This window comes from Brevibacillus panacihumi W25, assembly GCF_000503775.1.
Classification (GTDB): Bacteria; Bacillota; Bacilli; order Brevibacillales; family Brevibacillaceae; genus Brevibacillus; species Brevibacillus panacihumi_A.
In genome coordinates this window covers 463,930-482,540 of record NZ_KI629782.1, presented here as the reverse complement: position 1 = coordinate 482,540, position 18,611 = coordinate 463,930, and the positions used below count along the sequence as shown (strand labels likewise).

16 protein-coding genes are annotated in these 18,611 nt (G+C 53.3%); 15 read left to right on the top strand and 1 reads right to left on the bottom strand.

All coding sequences use genetic code 11. The features are described from left to right. Positions 1–2 precede the first annotated feature (2 nt). From T458_RS31795 to T458_RS31785, 3 genes are read left to right on the top strand one after another with little or no spacing between them, the layout of a single operon-like run. A complete protein-coding gene (locus T458_RS31795; RefSeq protein ID WP_023554531.1) occupies positions 3–560 on the top strand; it encodes a copper transporter in 558 nt (185 codons plus the stop codon). Next, the gene (locus tag T458_RS31790) at positions 547–1,239 is read left to right on the top strand and encodes a glycosyltransferase family 2 protein (protein WP_023554530.1); all 693 of its coding nucleotides are present in this window, start codon (positions 547–549) and stop codon (positions 1,237–1,239) included. The genes T458_RS31795 and T458_RS31790 overlap by 14 nt, the downstream gene beginning before the upstream one ends. Beyond that, complete coding sequence (locus T458_RS31785; RefSeq protein WP_023554529.1) at positions 1,221–2,129, top strand: UDP-N-acetylmuramyl pentapeptide phosphotransferase; 909 nt, start codon at positions 1,221–1,223, stop codon at positions 2,127–2,129. The genes T458_RS31790 and T458_RS31785 overlap by 19 nt, the downstream gene beginning before the upstream one ends. Before the next feature lie 28 nt (positions 2,130–2,157). Here the strand turns inward: T458_RS31785 and T458_RS31780 are convergent, their stop codons facing one another. Beyond that, positions 2,158–2,418 carry a DUF2627 domain-containing protein gene (locus tag T458_RS31780; protein ID WP_023554528.1) on the bottom strand — a complete coding sequence of 87 codons (261 nt, stop codon included), beginning with the start codon at positions 2,416–2,418 and terminating at the stop codon, positions 2,158–2,160. A gap of 212 nt (positions 2,419–2,630) precedes the next feature. Here T458_RS31780 and T458_RS31775 point away from each other — a divergent pair, with 212 nt between their 5' ends. The 12 genes from T458_RS31775 (at position 2,631) to T458_RS31720 (ending at position 18,588) form a co-directional block, all read left to right on the top strand. Then, positions 2,631–4,697, top strand: coding sequence for a sigma-54 interaction domain-containing protein (locus T458_RS31775; RefSeq protein ID WP_023554527.1), 2,067 nt, complete (start codon positions 2,631–2,633; stop codon positions 4,695–4,697). Between the two features lie 246 nt (positions 4,698–4,943). Beyond that, on the top strand, positions 4,944–6,035 hold the full coding sequence (locus T458_RS31770; RefSeq protein ID WP_023554526.1) for a Glu/Leu/Phe/Val dehydrogenase dimerization domain-containing protein: 1,092 nt from the start codon (positions 4,944–4,946) through the stop codon (positions 6,033–6,035). A gap of 161 nt (positions 6,036–6,196) precedes the next feature. Next, positions 6,197–7,618: a dihydrolipoyl dehydrogenase gene (lpdA, locus tag T458_RS31765; RefSeq protein ID WP_023554525.1), complete on the top strand. Its 1,422-nt coding sequence runs from the start codon at positions 6,197–6,199 to the stop codon at positions 7,616–7,618. 19 nt (positions 7,619–7,637) lie between these two features. Further along, a complete protein-coding gene (locus T458_RS31760; protein WP_023554524.1) occupies positions 7,638–8,630 on the top strand; it encodes a thiamine pyrophosphate-dependent dehydrogenase E1 component subunit alpha in 993 nt (330 codons plus the stop codon). A gap of 11 nt (positions 8,631–8,641) precedes the next feature. After that, the gene (locus T458_RS31755; protein WP_023554523.1) at positions 8,642–9,625 is read left to right on the top strand and encodes an alpha-ketoacid dehydrogenase subunit beta; all 984 of its coding nucleotides are present in this window, start codon (positions 8,642–8,644) and stop codon (positions 9,623–9,625) included. A gap of 21 nt (positions 9,626–9,646) precedes the next feature. Beyond that, positions 9,647–10,978 carry a dihydrolipoamide acetyltransferase family protein gene (locus T458_RS31750; protein ID WP_023554522.1) on the top strand — a complete coding sequence of 444 codons (1,332 nt, stop codon included), beginning with the start codon at positions 9,647–9,649 and terminating at the stop codon, positions 10,976–10,978. 228 nt (positions 10,979–11,206) lie between these two features. Beyond that, a complete protein-coding gene (locus T458_RS31745) occupies positions 11,207–13,384 on the top strand; it encodes a copper amine oxidase N-terminal domain-containing protein (RefSeq protein ID WP_023554521.1) in 2,178 nt (725 codons plus the stop codon). A gap of 305 nt (positions 13,385–13,689) precedes the next feature. After that, positions 13,690–14,121: a methylmalonyl-CoA epimerase gene (mce, locus tag T458_RS31740; RefSeq protein ID WP_023554520.1), complete on the top strand. Its 432-nt coding sequence runs from the start codon at positions 13,690–13,692 to the stop codon at positions 14,119–14,121. An 81-nt stretch (positions 14,122–14,202) separates the two neighbouring features. After that, positions 14,203–15,324: a M20/M25/M40 family metallo-hydrolase gene (locus T458_RS31735; RefSeq protein ID WP_031305342.1), complete on the top strand. Its 1,122-nt coding sequence runs from the start codon at positions 14,203–14,205 to the stop codon at positions 15,322–15,324. Between the two features lie 160 nt (positions 15,325–15,484). After that, the gene (locus T458_RS31730; RefSeq protein ID WP_023554518.1) at positions 15,485–16,684 is read left to right on the top strand and encodes a DUF3866 family protein; all 1,200 of its coding nucleotides are present in this window, start codon (positions 15,485–15,487) and stop codon (positions 16,682–16,684) included. Between the two features lie 157 nt (positions 16,685–16,841). Further along, positions 16,842–17,405, top strand: coding sequence for an NUDIX domain-containing protein (locus T458_RS31725; RefSeq protein ID WP_023554517.1), 564 nt, complete (start codon positions 16,842–16,844; stop codon positions 17,403–17,405). Beyond that, positions 17,398–18,588 carry an endonuclease Q family protein gene (locus T458_RS31720; RefSeq protein WP_023554516.1) on the top strand — a complete coding sequence of 397 codons (1,191 nt, stop codon included), beginning with the start codon at positions 17,398–17,400 and terminating at the stop codon, positions 18,586–18,588. Before T458_RS31725 ends, T458_RS31720 begins: the two co-directional genes overlap by 8 nt. The last annotated feature ends 23 nt before the right edge of the window (positions 18,589–18,611 follow it).

Sequence of the window (18,611 nt, the reverse complement as noted above, 5' to 3'; positions counted from 1 at the left end):
GCATGATTCATTTTCGCTATCATCTCCTTTCCCTGATTGCGGTTTTTTTTGCACTGGGAGTAGGGATTCTGCTGGGAGGGACAGCGGGTCAGAACTGGTTCGCCCTGGGAGAAAAAGAAGTGCTGACGAGAATGGAAGAGAAGTATGATCGGGCCTTGAAAAGCAACAATGAACTGAAGCAACAGATGAGGCAGCTGTTGAAGGAAATGGAACAAAGCAACCAGGATGTCATCCATCTGATGGCGATGCGCTATGCCAACGACTTGCAGGGAAAAAGGGTGTACTTGTGGCATCAACCAGACCTGCAATTGGGGCGAATAGCACAAGTGATGGAATCCGTCGGTATCGAGCTGGTGAAAGTCGAGGGTGGAATCGCCCAGATCGATGGACCTCTTTTGCTGTTTGGGCAGGCGAAGCCGGACTGGCTGTCGCAGTTGCCCAGTCATAGCCGCTGGCTGCAGGTGGAGCAGGTCCCAATCACGCCTGCTGGCCAATGGGAATTACTGGAGAATGTACAAAAACTCCTTGCTGAAATGAGGATCGAACATGAAAAGAGTTAGCATCGTGATCCCGGCCTACAATGAAGCGGAGACGATCAGTACAACGCTGCGGGCAATCCGTGAGAGATTCATCAGTGAAGAAGTCATCGTCGTGGATGACGGCAGTACAGACAACACGCGGGAGCTGGCGAAACAATGGGCCGATCTGGTTATCCCCATGCCCACCAATCAGGGGAAAGGTGCTGCGCTGCAGGTTGGTTGGCAGCAAGCGACGGGAGATATCATCCTGCTGCTCGATGCGGATTTGCGGGAAAGCGCCGGGGAGGCAGTCCATCTGCTGACACCGGTTTTGGAGAATCGTTGTGATTTGGCTGTCGCGGTACTGCCAAGACCAAAGGCACGGGCAGGCCTTGGACTGGCCAAGGGCTTGGCTTATCACGGCATTCGCTATCTGACCGGATTTGAGCCGAATGCTCCGCTGTCTGGACAACGGGCGGTGCGACGCGAACTGCTGCATCACTTGCGAAAACTGGATGGCGGGTTTGGGGTCGAGGTAGGAATGACGGTGGACGCCCTTCGCGCAGGGTATCGGGTCATGGAGATTCCCGTGTCGTTTTCTCATCGGGAAACAGGCAATGACTGGTCTGGCTATCGACACCGGGGAAAAGAGTTTTTGGCAATCGGTCGAACCCTTTGCCGCAAGTGGTGGGAGGGACAAATATGGGCGCGGAATGGATAACGGCCTTGGTGCTTGGATTGGGGATTCCCATTCTGTTGCAGGGGCCGCTTTTACCTGTTGTCCAGCAGAAGTTGACGGACAGGGGAATGACTCGAACGAACTATAAAGGCTTGCAAGTGGTGACTGCTGGAGGGCTGCTACTGGTCGCGTCAAGTGCGGCTGCCTGGACAGCGATACTCGCTTACTGGGGATGGAAGCAGGTAGAGAAAGAGGTTTTGATAGAGGGCTGGCTGCTTTTGGCGGGACTCTTGTCGATGGCTTTTTGGGGCTGGCTGGACGATGTCTCGCCGGATAAGGAGGCCAAAGGTTTTCGCGGTCATTTTGGCGTTCTGTGGCGCGAGCGAAAGGTGACGAGCGGCCTGTGGAAAGTGTGGGGAGGAGGCTGCACGGCCATGGCGGTCGCGTACGGGTTGACCGATTCTTTTGCCATGTGGCTGCTCGCGGCTTGTCTGCTGGCTTGCTCCGCGAATCTGCTCAATCTGTTTGATTTGCGGCCAGCCCGGGCGATCAAGGTTTTTTGGCTGATTCTTATCGTCGGTGTGGTCGGTTCGCTTTTCTCCTTGCGCGGCTACAGCCAACCGTCTGTCTGGATCTGGCTGTTCCCGCTGCTCGTCTCTTCGCTTTTGCTGTTTCGCCACGATGCCAGGGGGGAAATCATGCTTGGTGACACCGGAGCCAATGCCCTGGGCTTCGCTGCTGGCTTTGCGCTCATTCGGGGAATCTCCTGGGAGGGACAAGCATTGCTTCTGCTGTTTTTCGTCCTGCTCCATGTGCTCGCGGAATTCGTCTCGTTTTCCCAGATCATCGCCCGCGTCAAGTGGCTGGAGCGGATGGACCGCTGGGGCAGATCGGCCGAGATGGCCAATCATAGAAAAGAACCAAGCACCTAAATGCTTGGTTCTCCCAGTTGCCTTACTCTTACTCATCATCTTCCGGTTCAGGAATCATGAAACGCGGCTGAACCCGATTTTTTTTGCGCTCATGATGCAGGATAAAGCCAGCTATAAACGCCATCGGGATCGCAAAGCACAGCACCCCGAGGGTCAGTTTTCCCCATAAGAAGCCGACATCCGGGTCCATGGAAAAGAAAAAGGCATCCCGAATCAGCTTGATCCCAAACATGGCGATGGCAGCAGGGATCACCATGATCAGAAGCGCGATTAATTTTTGACCCAGCAAGGGTGGTTCACACCTTTCTTCATGGCCGGACTCTCACCCGGCGATGCAACGACGATCACTGTCTATTCCTTTTCTCATCATAGCGGAAGCCCTGTGGCTTGTCCAGAAGCGTAAAAGCATTGAGCGAGCGCACGTTAGGGAAGATCGCCTGTCCATCCATGCTTCATTGGAGTACAATGGATAGCGAGTAAGGGTAAAGTGAGGGGCGTGCCATGCACAAGCTGCTGATCGTAGGTGCGGGACGGGGCGGAACAGCCCTGCTGCGGATGCTCAATCAGATGGAACGGATGAAGATCGTCGCGGTGGTGGATCGGAGTGACGATGCACCAGGGCTTGCTTTGGCCCGATCCTTCGGAATACAGGTAGACACGGACTATCGGGATTACCTGGACGATGATCTGGATGTCATTTTGGAAGCGACCGGTGATGTTCGGGAGTACGAGTGTCTGAGGCGTCTGAAGCCGGAAAAGACAGTACTGATCCCCGGCACCTTTACACGGATCGTGATGCGATTGATTCGTGAGCGAGACAAGCTGATTGCAGCCATGATGCAAAATCAGCGGGAACGTGAAACCATGCTCAACTCAACACATGATGCCATTATTGGCGTCAACCGCCATGGAATCATTACGCTTTTTAACAAGGCAGCAGAACGATTGATGGGGATGGATGCCGCTTCTGTGCTGGATACTAGGGTAGAAGAGCGAATCCCCAACACCCGGTTACATATCGTATTAGAGACTGGTCAGCCCGAATTGAACCAGAAGCAGATTCTTCCCAACAAGACGCGCATTATCACCAATCGGGTGCCTGTGAGAAATGAGCGGGGAGCGGTCGTCGGGGCAGTCGCCATTTTCCGGGACAGTACGGAAGTGATGGCGCTGGCGGAGGAAATTACGGATCTGAAAGAATTGCAAAGCATGCTGGAAGCGATCATCCAATGCTCCGACGAGGCGATCTCGGTCGTGGACCAGAATGGCAACGGGCTGATGATCAATCCGGCGTACACGAGGTTGACGGGACTAACGCCTGAGGACGTCATCGGAAAACCGGCGACTGTCGATATTTCGGAAGGCGAAAGCATGCATATGCAAGTGCTCCAAACGCGAAAAGCCGTCCGAGGAGTGCCCATGAAGGTAGGGTCCAAGCGCAAGGATGTTATTGTCAACGTCGCGCCCGTCCTCGTCGACGGCCAATTGAAGGGGAGTGTCGGGGTTGTACACGACATTTCCGAGTTCAAGCGTCTGACGGAAGAGCTGGAAAAGGCGCATCGCATAATTCGTACGTTGGAAGCAAAGTACACGTTTGCGGACATTATCGGACGCAGCGAATCGATGCATGCTGCGATCGAACAAGCCAAACGGGCAGCCATGACGCCGGCCACGGTTTTGCTTAGGGGAGAATCGGGGACGGGAAAAGAGCTTTTCGCCCATGCGATTCACAATGAGAGTGCGCGAAAATACAAGCCCTTCATCCGTGTCAATTGCGCCGCCATCTCCGAGAGTCTGCTGGAAAGCGAGCTGTTCGGCTATGAAGAAGGAGCGTTTACCGGTGCACGTCGAGGCGGCAAGCGGGGTCTGTTTGAAGAGGCAAGCGATGGGACGATTTTTTTGGACGAGATCGGCGAATTGTCGATGGGCATGCAGGTCAAGCTGTTGCGCGTCCTGCAGGAACGTGAAATTGTCCGCGTCGGAGGAACCAAACCGATTGCCATCAATGTCCGCGTGATCGCAGCGACGCACGTGAATCTGGAATCCGCCATTCAAGCAGGCCGCTTCCGCGAAGCCCTCTACTATCGGCTGCATGTCATCCCCATCTACATACCGCCGCTGCGTCAGCGTCAGGATGACATCGAGCCTTTGGCGATGCACCTGTTGCGTAAAGAAAACCAGGAGTACGGCCGCAATGTCGAACAGATTGCCCCGGATACCTTGCGGATGCTGCACAGCTATTCTTGGCCAGGAAACGTGCGCGAGCTGGAAAATGTCCTCGGGAGGGCGATGATCCACATGCGGTTGCACGAACGGGTCATTTTGCCGGAGCATCTCCCTCCGCTGGAGCGCAAGATTGCCAGCGCAGAGGCGGATAAAGCAATGGACGTCCAGTCATCCGGCAAAACCTTGAAGGAAGCTGTTGAAGAAGCTGAGCGCCGCCATATCCTGCAAGAACTGGAGGCGGCCAAAGGAAATCGCACCTTGGCGGCAAAACGATTGGGGATTGCAGTACGGAGCCTGTACTACAAAATGGAAAAACTTGGGATAACAGAAGGGGAGCAGTAATCAGAAAGATGAACCGCGCAAATTTTTGCATGCAATTTCTTGCGTGATAATGCAAAAAATTGCAGGGTAGCTCGATCCTATTTTGTATCAAAAGCCAGTAAAATAAAGCGCTTTCACAACTGCTCGTCTGTTGGCACGGCACTTGCAATGTAGTAGATAGTGAGTCATACACGCTCTCCTGCATCTTGGCAGAGGGCTGATCGACATACGAAGCAGAGACTGAATGATACTAGGGAGGTTTCTTCATTGAGCATTTTTGATTACATGCAAAAATACGATTACGAGCAGTTGGTTTTTTGCCAGGATCAGAATTCCGGTCTCAAAGCCATCATTTGTATTCACGATACAACACTTGGCCCGGCACTGGGCGGTACTCGCATGTGGCCGTACAAAAACGAGGAAGAAGCGATTGTCGATGTTTTGCGCCTTGCACGCGGAATGACATACAAAAATGCCGCTGCAGGACTCAATATTGGAGGCGGAAAGGCCGTCATTATCGGGGATCCGCGCCAGCATAAGAGCGAGGAGCTGTTCCGCGCTTTCGGACGCTACATCCAGGGGTTGAATGGGCGCTACATCACTGCCGAGGACGTGGGAACCTCTGTAGCCGACATGGACCTGATCCATCTCGAAACGGATTACGTCACGGGCGTATCTCCTGCATTCGGCTCCAGCGGGAATCCTTCTCCGGTGACAGCGTACGGTGTATACCGGGGGATGAAAGCCGCAGCCAAGCGTGCTTACGGCAGCGATGAATTATCCGGTCGCGTCGTGGCTGTGCAAGGTGTCGGAAATGTCGCATACAATCTCTGCCGCCACCTGCATGAGGAAGGCGCCCATCTGATCGTTACGGACATCAATGAAGAGAATGTCAATCGCGCTGTGAATGATTTTGGTGCGAAAGCGGTCGGCGTCAATGAAATCTTCAGTGTTGAGTGCGACATTTTCTCTCCTTGCGCGCTGGGCGCTGTGATCAACGACGACACGATTCCTTTGCTCAAGGCAAAAGTGATCGCGGGGGCAGCCAACAATCAGCTGAAAGAAGAAAGACACGGCGATCAAATTCACGAGATGGGCCTCATCTATGCGCCTGACTACGTGATCAATGCGGGCGGTGTCATCAACGTGGCCGATGAGCTCCAGGGCTACAATCGCGAACGCGCGCTGAAAAAAGTGGAGACCATCTATGACAATATCTTGCGGGTATTCGAGATTGCCGAGCGGGACGGGGTTCCCTCCTACAAGGCGGCAGACCGCATGGCCGAAGAAAGAATCGCAAGTGTCGCAAAATCACGTAATACTTTCTTGCAAAATGGCAAGACTGTTTACCATCGTTAACAAAAAGTGAAGCATAATCGATTCCCTGGCCTGCTCTCCCTCTGGTAGAGGGGTCAGGGTCTACATACGCAACGTTCTTTCGAATATTCATACTAGCGATTCCATACAGCGTGGAAGAGACCCGGCGCTGCTTGCTTCCGGGATGAAAGGGGATGTCACACATGTCTCAGGAGTTTGATCTGGTTGTCCTGGGTGGGGGAACAGGAGGCTATGTTGCAGCGATACGCGCTTCCCAACTCGGGATGAAGGTCGCGATCGTAGAAAAGGAAAAGCTGGGCGGAACCTGTCTGCATAAAGGATGCATTCCCTCGAAAGCCTTGTTGCGCAGTGCGGAAGTGTTCGCAACCTTGAAGGAGAGCGACAAGTACGGCGTGCTGGCAGGAGAGGTAGGCTACGACTTCGGCAAGGTCCAGGAACGCAAGAAAAACATCATTGAGCAGCTGCACAAAGGCGTCCAGTTTCTGATGAAAAAAGGCAGCATCACCATCTTTGAAGGCTTCGGCCGGGTCATGGGGCCCTCTATCTTTTCCCCTCAGGCAGGCGCAGTGCGAATCGAGAAGGAGAACGGAGATCAGGAAATGATCGTTCCTCGTTTTCTTTTGCTGGCGACAGGCTCGCGGCCTCGGACATTGCCTGGCCTGACGATCGACGGGACACAGGTCGTAACGAGCGATGAGGCCTTGGAGTGGGAAGAGCTGCCCAAGTCCGTCGTCATCGTGGGTGGTGGCGTGATCGGCATCGAATGGGCATCCATGCTGAATGATTTCGGAGTAGAGGTGACGGTAGTCGAATACGCAGACCGCATCCTCCCGACGGAAGATGAGGAAGTCAGCAAGGAAATGGCCCGATTGCTGAAAAAACGCAAGGTGCAGATTGTGACCGGAGCCAAGGTGCTGGCTGAGTCCGTAGAAAAGGGAGACGGTCAGGTCAAAATTCAGGCGGAGACGGCAAACGGTGTTCAAACCTTTGAAGCTGTCAAAATTCTCGTTTCCGTCGGGCGACAGGCCAACGTGGAGAACCTGGGGCTGGAAGCGACAGAAATCAAGGTGGAAAAAGGGGCTGTCGTGGTCAACGAGCATTTCCAAACGGCTGAATCTCACATCTATGCCATTGGTGATGTAATCGGCGGTTTGCAGCTGGCGCACGTCGCTTCCCACGAAGGGATTTTGGCAGTCGAGCACATGGCAGGTTTGCAGCCGCATCCGCTGGATTATACACAGGTGCCCAAATGCACCTACAGCCGTCCGCAAGTGGCGAATGTCGGCTGGACGGAAAAAGAGGCACGCGAGCAAGGCTTTGAGGTGAAGGTCGGCAAATTCAGCTTCAAATCTCTGGGCAAGGCATTGATCGAAGGGGAAAATGACGGCTTCGTCAAGCTGGTAGTCGACGTCAAGACCAATGACCTCCTCGGGGTGCACATGATCGGTCCGCATGTGACGGATATGATTTCGGAAGCGGGACTGGCGCGCGTGCTGGATGCGACGGCGTGGGAGATCGGACAGACGATCCATCCCCATCCGACATTGTCCGAAGCGATCATGGAAGCAGCATTGGCCGTAGACGGCAAAGCGATTCACAATTAGTGAAGGAGGGTATCCGACGATGACTAGCAAACGCCATGAAGAAGTGGGACTTACCGATGCGCAAGTGGTCGATATGTATTATTACATGCTGTTGGCGCGCAAAATCGATGAACGCCAGTGGCTGTTGAATAGAGCAGGCAAGGTGCCGTTCGTCATTTCTTGCCAGGGGCAGGAAGCCGCACAGGTAGGTGCCGCTTTTGCCTTGCAACCAAACAAGGACTTCTTGTGTCCGTACTACCGCGACTTGGGGCTTGTGCTGGTATTTGGACAGACGGCGCGTGACTGCATGCTGTCTGCCTTCGCCAAAGCGGAAGACCCCAATAGCGGCGGCCGCCAAATGCCCGGTCACTTCGGCGGCAAAAAATTCAACATCCTCACAGGCTCCAGTCCGGTGACTACGCAGGTCCCGCATGCCGTAGGAGTCGCTTTGGCGGGGAGAATGAGACAGGAAGACCTGGTCGTCTATACATCCTTTGGAGAAGGCTCCAGCAATCAGGGAGATTTCCATGAGGGAGCCAACTTTGCGGGTGTTCACAAGCTGCCAGTCATTTTCTTTTGCCAAAACAACAAGTACGCGATTTCTGTTCCACTGAAAAAGCAATTGGCTTGCGAAAGTGTAGCAGATCGCGCGATTGGATACGGATTTCCTGGCTACAGTGTCGACGGCAACGACCCGATCGAAGTATACCGCGTGATGAAGGAAGCGGTGGAGCGGGCCCGCAATGGAGAAGGACCTACCCTGATTGAAGCGGTCATGTATCGACTCGTTCCGCATTCCAGCGACGATGACGACCGTGTATACCGTACTCGCGAGGAAGTGGAGGAAGCGAAGAAAAAAGATCCATTGATCGTGTTCGCCGCTTATCTGCGGGACATCGGCTTGCTCGACGAGGAGAAGGAAAAAGAGCTGTTGGCGCGAGTGCAGCAGGAAGTGGATGAAGCGACGGAGTACGCGGAACAAGCGCCGTATCCGACGCCGGAATCGACACTGACTCACGTATACGGGGAATAGGGGGGATTCGGATGGCAGTCATCTCATATATTGATGCGATTACGATGGCGATGCGGGAAGAGATGCGTCGCGATTCCAATGTATTTGTACTCGGGGAAGACGTCGGGGTGCGCGGCGGCGTGTTCCGTGCTACGGTTGGTCTGATCGAAGAATTTGGGGAAGCGCGGGTGATCGACACACCCCTGGCGGAATCAGCAATCGTGGGTGTCGGGATTGGCGCTGCGGCGTACGGCATGCGTCCGATCGCTGAGATTCAATTTGCGGATTTCATCATGCCCGCGGTCAACCAGATCGTCAGCGAGGCGGCGAAGATGCGCTATCGCTCGAACAACGACTGGACTTGTCCGATTACCATCCGCGCTCCTTATGGCGGTGGCGTGCATGGCGCCTTGTATCACTCGCAATCGGTAGAAGCGATGTTTACCAATGTGCCTGGTCTGAAAGTAGTGGCTCCGTCCACGCCTTATGACGCCAAAGGCTTGCTGAAAGCCGCGATTCGTGACGAGGATCCGGTGCTCTTCTTCGAGCACAAGCGCTGCTACCGCCTGATCAAGGGCGAGGTTCCCGAGACGGATTACACGGTGCCGATTGGTAAGGCTGACGTCAAGCGCGAGGGCAGCGACATTACCGTGATTTCGTACGGTCTGGCCCTTCACTTCTGTCTGCAAGCGGCTGAAAAGCTCGAGCAGGAAGGGATCAGCGTCCATGTGCTTGATTTGCGCACGCTTTATCCTCTCGATAAGGAAGCGATCGCAGAAGCTGCGTCCAAGACTGGCAAGGTCCTGATCGTGCACGAGGACAACAAGGAAGGCGGCGTTGGCGGAGAAGTAGCGGCGATTATCGCAGAGAAGTGTTTGTTCGATCTGGATGCTCCGATCAAACGCCTGTGCGGACCCGATGTACCAGCCATGCCATACAGCCCCCCTATGGAAAAATTCTTTATGCTCAATCCGGACAAAGTATATGAAGCGATGAAGGAATTGGCCCATTTTTAAAGGCGAGGAGGAGCGTACAGCATGGCGACAAAAGTTCTCATGCCCCAGCTCGGTGAAAGCGTGACCGAGGGCACCATCAGCAAGTGGCTGGTGAAGGTGGGCGATACGGTTAACAAATACGATCCGTTGGCAGAAGTCAGTACGGATAAGGTAAACGCTGAAGTCCCCTCTACCGTGGCGGGCCGGGTCACAGAAATCGTCGTAGCAGAGGGCGAGACAGTAGCGATTGGAACGTTGATCTTATATATAGAAGAAACAGGTGCGGCGGGAGGCGGCGAGCCAGCCCCATCCGCTCCAGAACAACCTGCTGCTGTGACGCAACAGGAGACTTCTCCTGCACCTGCACCGACTGCTTCCGTGCAGGCAGACGTGAAGGCTGTGCCTTCCCAGCCAGCTCAAGGCGGCGGCAAACCGCGCTATTCGCCAGCGGTCATGCATTTGGCCCAGCAGCATGGCATCGACTTGTCCCGGGTTACAGGTACAGGAATGGGCGGACGTGTGACCAGAAAAGATGTGCAGGCCATCATCGATGCTGGAGGTCAAGCACCTGCGATCGCGACGGCTCCGGTACAGACTTCAGACACCGCGGCTCCACAAGTCACCCGCGAAACAGCGGTGCCGGCCTCTGCTGCAGCATCGTCTGTCGAAGCCGCACCAGGGGATCAAATCATTCCGGTCAGTGCGGTTCGCCGTACGATTGCCAACCGCATGGTGCAAAGCAAGCACGAAGCGCCGCATGCCTGGACCATGGTCGAGGTCGATGTGACCAATCTGGTCAACTTCCGCAATCAGGCCAAGGATGAGTTCAAGCGCAAGGAAGGACTCAATCTGACCTTCCTGCCGTTTTTTATCAAAGCTGTCGTAGAGTCGCTCAAGGAATACCCGATGATGAACTCGACCTGGGCTGGAGACAAAATCATCGTCAAGAAAAATATCAATATCTCGATAGCCGTTGCCACAGAGGACGCGCTTTATGTTCCTGTGATCAAAGACGCCGACCAAAAATCGATTCTTGGCATCGCCAAGTCGGTAGATGATCTGGCAGCACGCACTCGTGCCGGCAAACTGACGATGGATGATATGTCGGGCGGCACCTTCACGGTGAACAATACGGGCTCTTTCGGCTCGGTACAATCCATGCCGATTATCAATTCCCCTCAGGCAGCGATTCTCAGCGTAGAAGCGATTGTCAAGCGTCCCGTCGTCATCGACGATATGATTGCGATCCGCTCCATGGTCAATCTGTGCCTCTCCCTGGATCATCGCGTACTGGATGGTCTGATCTGCGGGCGTTTCTTGCAAAGCGTCAAGCAGCGTTTGGAGAGCATCGGACCGGATACCAAATTGTATTGACAGATGGCGAAAGAGCCGTCCAGGCCATTTCCATGGCAGGGGCGGCTTTTTTAGCAATTTTTTCTTCCAAATGTGTAACAAATGTTGGGGGTCTATCGTCTTACCAATTAGGGGGAAGATCTGCCTATCATTTTTCTAGTATAGATTTCCTCTCTGTGATGAATATGGTAAACTGGGATGGATCATTGAAAGATTTGGATTATTTTTGGCAATTATGGGAGGAAAAACATGAAAAAAAGTAAAAAACCCCTTTCTCTTGTCGTAGCGACCGCGCTCGCTGCTACGCCGCTGGTGGCAGCGCCACAAGCTTTCGCGATTACAGATTTGAGTGTAGAAGCGGATAACACATCAGCAGACAAGAAGTCGGATTACGAAATTACCTTTGAACTCGAAGAAGATCTCGATGCCGGTGAAGAGATTTACATTACCTTCGATGACGAGTTTTCCATTAGCAAAAGCATTTCCAAGAGCGATATCAAGGTTGACGGAAAATCGCCAAAAAGCGTGTCATTCAAAAATAACGAGATTACCATCACGCTCAGCAAAGATTACGAAGAAGGCGATGAAATCGAGATCGTCATCAGCGGTGTCATCACCAACCCTGATTCCAAAGGGGATTACAGAGTAGAAGTAGAAACGGAAAAAGAAAGCTCCGACTACGAAAAAGTGAAAATCGGTTCCAGCAGCAGTGGCAGCAAGAGCAGCAGCAAAAACTTCAAAGTAGACCTGGACTCTACAAAACCAGATGAAAAAACCGCTATCGAATTGGGCGATTTTGATCTGAGCGGCAGCGACGAGCTGAAAACAGGTAAGGTCATTTCCGTAACTTTCCCTGAGAAAGGCATGCTGCCTAAGAAAATCTCTACAAGCGATGTCAAAGTAAATGGTAAAAACGCGAGAGATGTCAGTATCAATGGCAATACAGTAGAAATCGAAGTGCCAAGCGGTGCGAACGGCCACGATTACATCAATCTTGAATTCCTGAAAAACGCAGGGATCGTGACGCCGTCCAATGGTGATTACACCTTTAAAATCAAGTATGATGGCACTACATACACGTCCGAGAAGTTTTCCATCAAGGGAACGGGTTCCAGCTCCTCTACAGCTAGTTCCTTCACGGTGAGTCTGTCCGACCCAACAGCAGGTGCCCGCACCAGTTATTCCTTTGAAGTGGACTTTGGCAACAAGCAGTTGTTGCCGGATGAGCAGCTTCTCTTGGAATTCCCATCTGCAGACATGATCCCAGGCATGCTGTCCGCGTCGGAATTCACGCTCAATGGCAAAACAGCCAAGCGAGTAGCTGCTTCCGGCAACAAGGTGTACGTTACAGCACCGAGCAATTTCTCCAAGGACAGCAACATAAAGGTGGAAGTCGCTTTTGGTGCATGGATTACCAACCCGAAAACAGCAGGCACCTACAATATCAAAGCGACTGTGGACAATCGCACGGCTACGTCGAAGGACTTCACGGTATCGGGTTCGTCCCTCTATCCGAATCCGACCACACCGACAGCGCCAACGACGCCAACAACAACGAATCCAACAGCGCCTGCGAATGTGAACAACAACAATACAGCCACGATCGTGCTGGGCTCTACAGCGATGGGTCAAGCGACAGGACTGACAATTTCGATCAAGAGCCTCGGAGCCCCGCTGGCGAAACAACGGGACTTCATTGAGCTTGTTTTCCCTGCCGGCTATACTGTCCCTGCTTATATCGCTCCTGGACTTGTCTCTGTAAACGGTACTGCCGCCAACTTCGTATCCGTTCGCGGACAAAACGTGCTGATCTATCCTTCGCAAGATCTGCCTGCAGGTTCTGCAGCCAATGTGGTAATCAGCCCGAGCGCCAACATCATCAATCCGAATGTTAAGAACGCCTATAGCATCAGCGTATTTACTTCGGAGGAAAAAGGCTTGCTGTTCGCGCGCTCTGTTGGCGTAGGAATGCCTGCACCTGCGCAGCCTGCTGTAACTCCTACACCAGCACCAGCACAGACGCCAGCACCTGCAGCACAACAACCAGCAAACATCCCCGCCAACGCAGTGTTGTTTAAACTGGGCACGAACAGCTACACATTGGCGGGCAAGAGCTACCCACTGAAAGTAGCTCCTTACTTGGCGAATGGAAATACCACGATGGTGCCTGCACAGTTCTTCAAAGAAGGATTGTCATTGACCACTCAATGGAACAACTACACAGTAGCCATTATCAGCGGTACTACAGTTGTGAAATTCAACGTTGGTTCTGACAAGGCGACTGTCGGCAACAAATCCTATACCTTGACTTCACCAGTCGTGCTCAAAGACGGCATGCCGATGGTTCCGGTGCGCTTCGTCACCGACAACCTTGGCTATAAAGTAGGCTGGGATGCCAGCACCTCCAGCGTTTACGTCTATAAATAAAATTTGGCAGTACTAAAAAAGAGGCCACCTCATGTCGCTAGACAGGGTGGCCTCAGCTTTTTACCAGGGAAAAGTGAAAAACATCGGAACAACCAAAGAAATGACCAGGACTACGATCAGCGCTTTGGCTACGGCAGACTGCTTCAATGGAATATCCCTCCTCTCGCGCATATAATTAGTTCATGCTAGTGGATTCGCCATTTTATCGTTCAGAAGCTGTGCTAGAATAAATAGGGATAGACTACCACAAATTGTACCCAACTGTTCAAGCGGAGGCAACAATTACGAGAAGAGGTGGAAGAACATTGACAGCACCCAATAAGATCGCCCATATTGGAATTGCCGTGAAAAGCCTGGAAGATTCCCTTCCCTTTTATACGGAGCATCTGGGGTTGAAGCTGCTCGGTACAGAAGTCGTGCCAAGTGAACAGGTGAAAGTCGCATTTCTGGAAATTGGGGAAAGCAGGATCGAATTGCTGGAGCCGCTGACTTCTGAAAGCGCTATCGCCAAGTTCATCGAGAAACGCGGGGAGGGGATCCACCATATTGCGCTGGATGTGGAGGATGTGCAAGCCCGACTGGACCGATTGAAGGAAAACGGAGTTCCGCTGATTCATGAACAGCCCAAAGAAGGGGCGCACAACGCCTTGATCGCATTCCTGCATCCGAAGGCAGCTCATGGCGTTTTGTATGAGCTTTGTCAATATCCCCAGAAGGAAGAGCCTCACCTCGATTGAGAGAACGTGGTCGAGAAAATTTTTTTGCTGTATACTGGAAGAGTAGCGTACATACCCAAATTGGAGCATGATCTGGAGGTTATGCCTGTGATTAATCAAGAGCGTTTGTTAAACGAGTTTTTAGAGCTTGTCCAGATTGACAGCGAGACGAAAAACGAAGCGCAGATCAACAAAGTGCTGAAAGAAAAGTTGACTGCGATGGGATTCACGGTTGAAGAGGATGACGCAGCAGCCAAGACCGGACATGGGGGCAACAATCTGATTGCCACCCTGGAAGGGACGGGAAGCGGGCCAACAATCTTGTTCAGCAGCCATATGGACACGGTTGTTCCAGGAAATGGAATTAAGCCGCAAATCCGCGATGGCTATGTCTACTCGGATGGAACCACGATCCTCGGAGCAGACGATAAAGCGGGCATCGCAGCCATTTTTGAGGGAATTCGCACGCTGAAAGAACAGAACCTCCCGCATCCGACCATCCAGGTTGTCCTGACGGTTGGCGAAGAATCCGGATTGGTCGGTTCCCGTGCGATGGATGCAAGCCTGCTGAAAGCCGAGATGGGCTTTATCCTGGATTCGGAGGGGCCAGTCGGTAAAATTACGGTAGCTGGTGCGGGTCAATACCGCATCGTGACGAAAATCCACGGCAAAGCGGCGCATGCAGGTGTCAATCCCGAGGACGGAATCAGCGCGATCACGGTGGCTAGCAAGGCGATTTCGAGGATGCCGTTGGGTCGTATCGATGAAGATACAACAGCCAATATTGGCCGCTTCGAGGGCGGAAAGGCCTACAATATCGTCACCGATTACGTGGAAGTCTGGTCCGAAGCCCGCAGCCTGGTGATGGACAAACTGGAAGCCCAAGTGAAAAAAATGACGACTGCTTTTGAAGAGGCGGCAGCAGAAATGGGCGCTACCTGCGAGAATGACGTCATTTTCATGTACCATGGCTACAAATTCAGCGAAGAGACACCTGTTGTCCAAAAAGCGATCGCAGCTGTGAAAAGCATTGGACGCAATCCTGAACTGGTGGCGAGCGGCGGCGGCAGCGACGGGAATGTGTTCAACGGCTACAATGTGCCAAGCGTCAACTTCGCGATCGGCTATGAAGAGATTCATACCAAGAACGAGCGCATGCCGATTGCAGAATTGAACAAGGCTGCCGAGCTGGTGCTTGCGGTTATTCAGGCAGTGCAAAAATAACAATAAGGGTAGCAACAAGTCGGATCTCCTTCGGGAGTTCCGACTTTTTTTCGTTCCAGTGAGTGGGACGGGCCTGCATGGACATAGAATGGTAAGAAGGGTGGTCTGCGGATATCAAGGCAAAGAGCAGAATACATGGTAACGGGAAGGGGGAACGGGAATGCTTCGAATGGCTGTAGGAATGGTCTCAAGAGTCATGGAGAAACGCCAGGGAATGCAAATCATCGAAGTACAGCTTGGTGAGGGAGAACAAAAAGAAACTGCGCAGGCCATCTCGTTCGCTGATGAATCATACGAGCCAGGAGAAATGCTGATTCTCAATACAACGGCTATCCGTTTGAAGCTGGGTACTGGCGGCTTTCACCTGGTCGTGGCGAAAGCAGGGGATCACACGGAGCGAGATCTCGCGCAGGGGAACTGGGGCCACGTGATGAAAATGCGCTATGCTCCGTGGCAGCTTGCCGTCGATACGGTCGAAGAACAGGCAAGCCCATTTCACCAGCTTTTTTTGCGTGAGGATCTTTCTTTGGAGGCTACACCCGTCATTATCGGCGAACTGCATAGCTTGCTTCCTGTCGTTGCTGCGGCTTTGAAATGTCACGGGAAAATGGGCAGAATAGCCTATGTGATGCCAGATGCGGCGTCGTTGCCCGCCTCCATGAGCCGGCATGTCCAGCAGCTAAAAGCAAAGGGGATGCTGGACGCGGTTATCACCACGGGTCATGCCTGGGGGGGAGATCGGGAAGCTGTCACGATCCACAGCGGCTTGCTGGCAGCCCGTCATATTGAGAAGGCAGATGTCATTCTTTGCATGCTGGGGCCAGGTGTGGCCGGTACAGGTACCCCATATGGGTTCTCCGGCGTGCAACTGTCGGAAGTGGTCCATGCAGTGTCTGTGTTGGGCGGAATCCCGTACTTTTTGCCGCGGCTCAGCTTTGCCGATCCCAGACCCCGCCATCGAGGAGTCAGCCATCATACTCTGGCGATTCTTGGGCGCTATGTCCTGCGGCCTGTTCTCTTGCTTATGCCGAAAACAGGCGGTGATCGAGAGCAGCTGATGAGATCACAAATCGCTTCGTTTCAAGAGTCGAATAAGCATGTGGTGGTCTGGGGAGAGTGCGGATCCGAAACACGCCTTGCAGATCTGGAACAGGAGTATGGCCTACCATTTGCGTCGATGGGGCGCGGTTGGCGTGAGGACCCTATTCCGTTTCTGACTGCTGTCCTGGCAGCAGACCAGGCAGTCTTGAGTCTAGGCTATATAAAGGAACGCATTAACGCCGGTTCGGATTGCTCCGCTTCGCCAGATATGCTTGCAGCGTTAGGTCTTTATTTGACCAGGAACGAAGGGCTGCTCTGATTTCCCATGCTTTGCCGACCATGCGCAGTTCCTTTTCGCCAACATAGGTTTTCATCATTGATCTCCTCCGATACAATAGTGTGGACAGGCTTCATGCTTCCAGCCTATGGAGGTTTTTATGCGAATAGAACCAGATTTGTAATCGAGGAGGATAAACGTGAGTCAACGACAACAGAATCATCTTTTTGAGAAAACCATTTCTACGCAGCCTATCTATGACGGCCGCATCATCAAGGTGCAGGTCGATGAAGTGTTGCTGCCGAACGGAAATACAGCCAAAAGGGAGATCGTCAAACATCAGGGAGCAGTGGCAGTCATTCCTTTGACAGAGGATGGCAAGCTGGTCGTGGTCCGCCAGTTTCGCAAGCCTTTGGAGAAAGCGATCGTGGAGATACCCGCTGGCAAATTGGAGCGGGGGGAAGATCCGCTTGACTGCGCCAAGCGCGAACTGGAGGAAGAGACCGGGTATACCGCGCGCCATTATGAAAAGCTTAGTTCCTTCTATACATCTCCCGGCTTTGCGGATGAGCTGCTGCATGTCTACGTGGCGACAGGCTTGACCAAAGGGGAGAGCCGCCCAGACGAGGATGAATTCGTCGACATGATCGAGCTGACTTTGGATGAAGCTCATGAGCTTCATCGTACGGGAGAAATTTGTGATGCCAAGACAATCGTTGCCCTGTTCGCCTGGGAGAACCGATTGCTCCGTGCCAATGGATAAGAAAAGTCATCCATGGAAGCCGTTTTTTTGTGATATGCATATCCACATCGGCGGGACCCGTTCCGGTAGACCGGTAAAAATTACGGCTTCCCGCTCCATGACGATCACGCGGATCTTGGAGGAAGCCTCGAATCGAAAAGGGATGGAAATGATCGGTGTCATTGACGCTCACTCCCCGGAGGTTCAGGAAGAGCTTCTCGACTTGATTTCCCAAGGCGAGGCGCGAGAGCTTGATGCGGGGGGCATTGCGTTTCAGCAGACGGTATTGATCCTCGGCTGCGAGGTAGAGATCAAAGAGGAGGGAAGAGGGGAAGCCCATTTCCTCGTGTATTTGCCTACCCTGGCTGCGATGCAGGCTTTTACCCGATGGTTGAGTGCCCGTTGTAAAAATGTTCATCTCAGCTCCCAACGAATCCATGCCAGCATTCAGGATCTGCAGGAGATCGCCAGCGAGCTGGGAGGAACGGTCGTTCCGGCGCATATTTTCACCCCGCATAAAGGGCTGTACGGCAGCTGCACGGATTCCATGCGGGAAGTCATGAATCCGGGGCTGGTCGAAGCAGTCGAGCTTGGGTTAAGCGCCAATACCCAGATGGCGGACCAGATTTCGGAGCTGTGGGACAAAACATTTCTGACGAATTCAGATGCCCATTCGCTGGGCAAAATCGGCAGGGAGTATCAATCGATTCTGATGGCAGAGCGCTCCTACACGGAATGGAGAAAAGCGCTCAAGCGGGAAGATGGCAGAGGCGTCCTAGTCAACTACGGTCTCTCGCCTCAGCTTGGCAAGTATCATTTGACTGCCTGTCAGGGCTGTCAAACGCTTTTGCCCCCGGATTCCTCGCTTCGCTGTCCGGTTTGTGGCTTCAAGCGGGTGGTGCGGGGTGTGGCGGCCCGCATTGAGCAGTTGGCGGATCGGGAGCTGGGACAACATCCGTCCTTTCGCCCGCCATACGTCGAGCAAGTACCACTGGAGTTCATTCCGGGAGTGGGTCCCAAGCTTTTGCAAAAGCTATACGCCACCTTCGGAACCCAGATGGACGTCCTGCATCGCGCGTCCGAGCAGGATCTGGCAGATGTCACAGGAGAAAAAATAGCCGCGCTGATCGTCCGGGCTCGGGAAGGCGGGTTGGCAGTGCAGGCGGGGGCGGCAGGAACATATGGCAGGATCGTGGACCGTTAATGGCATAGGGGAGGACTCGTCCG

What these genes read in the sequence shown, in the direction of transcription:
- T458_RS31795 (WP_023554531.1), top strand. Translation starts at nt 3, where the DNA reads ATGATTCATTTTCGCTATCATCTCCTTTCCCTGATTGCGGTTTTTTTT.
- T458_RS31790 (WP_023554530.1), top strand. Translation starts at nt 547, where the DNA reads ATGAAAAGAGTTAGCATCGTGATCCCGGCCTACAATGAAGCGGAGACG.
- T458_RS31785 (WP_023554529.1), top strand. Translation starts at nt 1,221, where the DNA reads ATGGGCGCGGAATGGATAACGGCCTTGGTGCTTGGATTGGGGATTCCC.
- T458_RS31775 (WP_023554527.1), top strand. Translation starts at nt 2,631, where the DNA reads ATGCACAAGCTGCTGATCGTAGGTGCGGGACGGGGCGGAACAGCCCTG.
- lpdA (WP_023554525.1), top strand. Translation starts at nt 6,197, where the DNA reads ATGTCTCAGGAGTTTGATCTGGTTGTCCTGGGTGGGGGAACAGGAGGC.
- T458_RS31760 (WP_023554524.1), top strand. Translation starts at nt 7,638, where the DNA reads ATGACTAGCAAACGCCATGAAGAAGTGGGACTTACCGATGCGCAAGTG.
- T458_RS31755 (WP_023554523.1), top strand. Translation starts at nt 8,642, where the DNA reads ATGGCAGTCATCTCATATATTGATGCGATTACGATGGCGATGCGGGAA.
- T458_RS31750 (WP_023554522.1), top strand. Translation starts at nt 9,647, where the DNA reads ATGGCGACAAAAGTTCTCATGCCCCAGCTCGGTGAAAGCGTGACCGAG.
- T458_RS31745 (WP_023554521.1), top strand. Translation starts at nt 11,207, where the DNA reads ATGAAAAAAAGTAAAAAACCCCTTTCTCTTGTCGTAGCGACCGCGCTC.
- T458_RS31735 (WP_031305342.1), top strand. Translation starts at nt 14,203, where the DNA reads ATGCCTGTGATTAATCAAGAGCGTTTGTTAAACGAGTTTTTAGAGCTT.
- T458_RS31730 (WP_023554518.1), top strand. Translation starts at nt 15,485, where the DNA reads ATGCTTCGAATGGCTGTAGGAATGGTCTCAAGAGTCATGGAGAAACGC.
- T458_RS31720 (WP_023554516.1), top strand. Translation starts at nt 17,398, where the DNA reads ATGGATAAGAAAAGTCATCCATGGAAGCCGTTTTTTTGTGATATGCAT.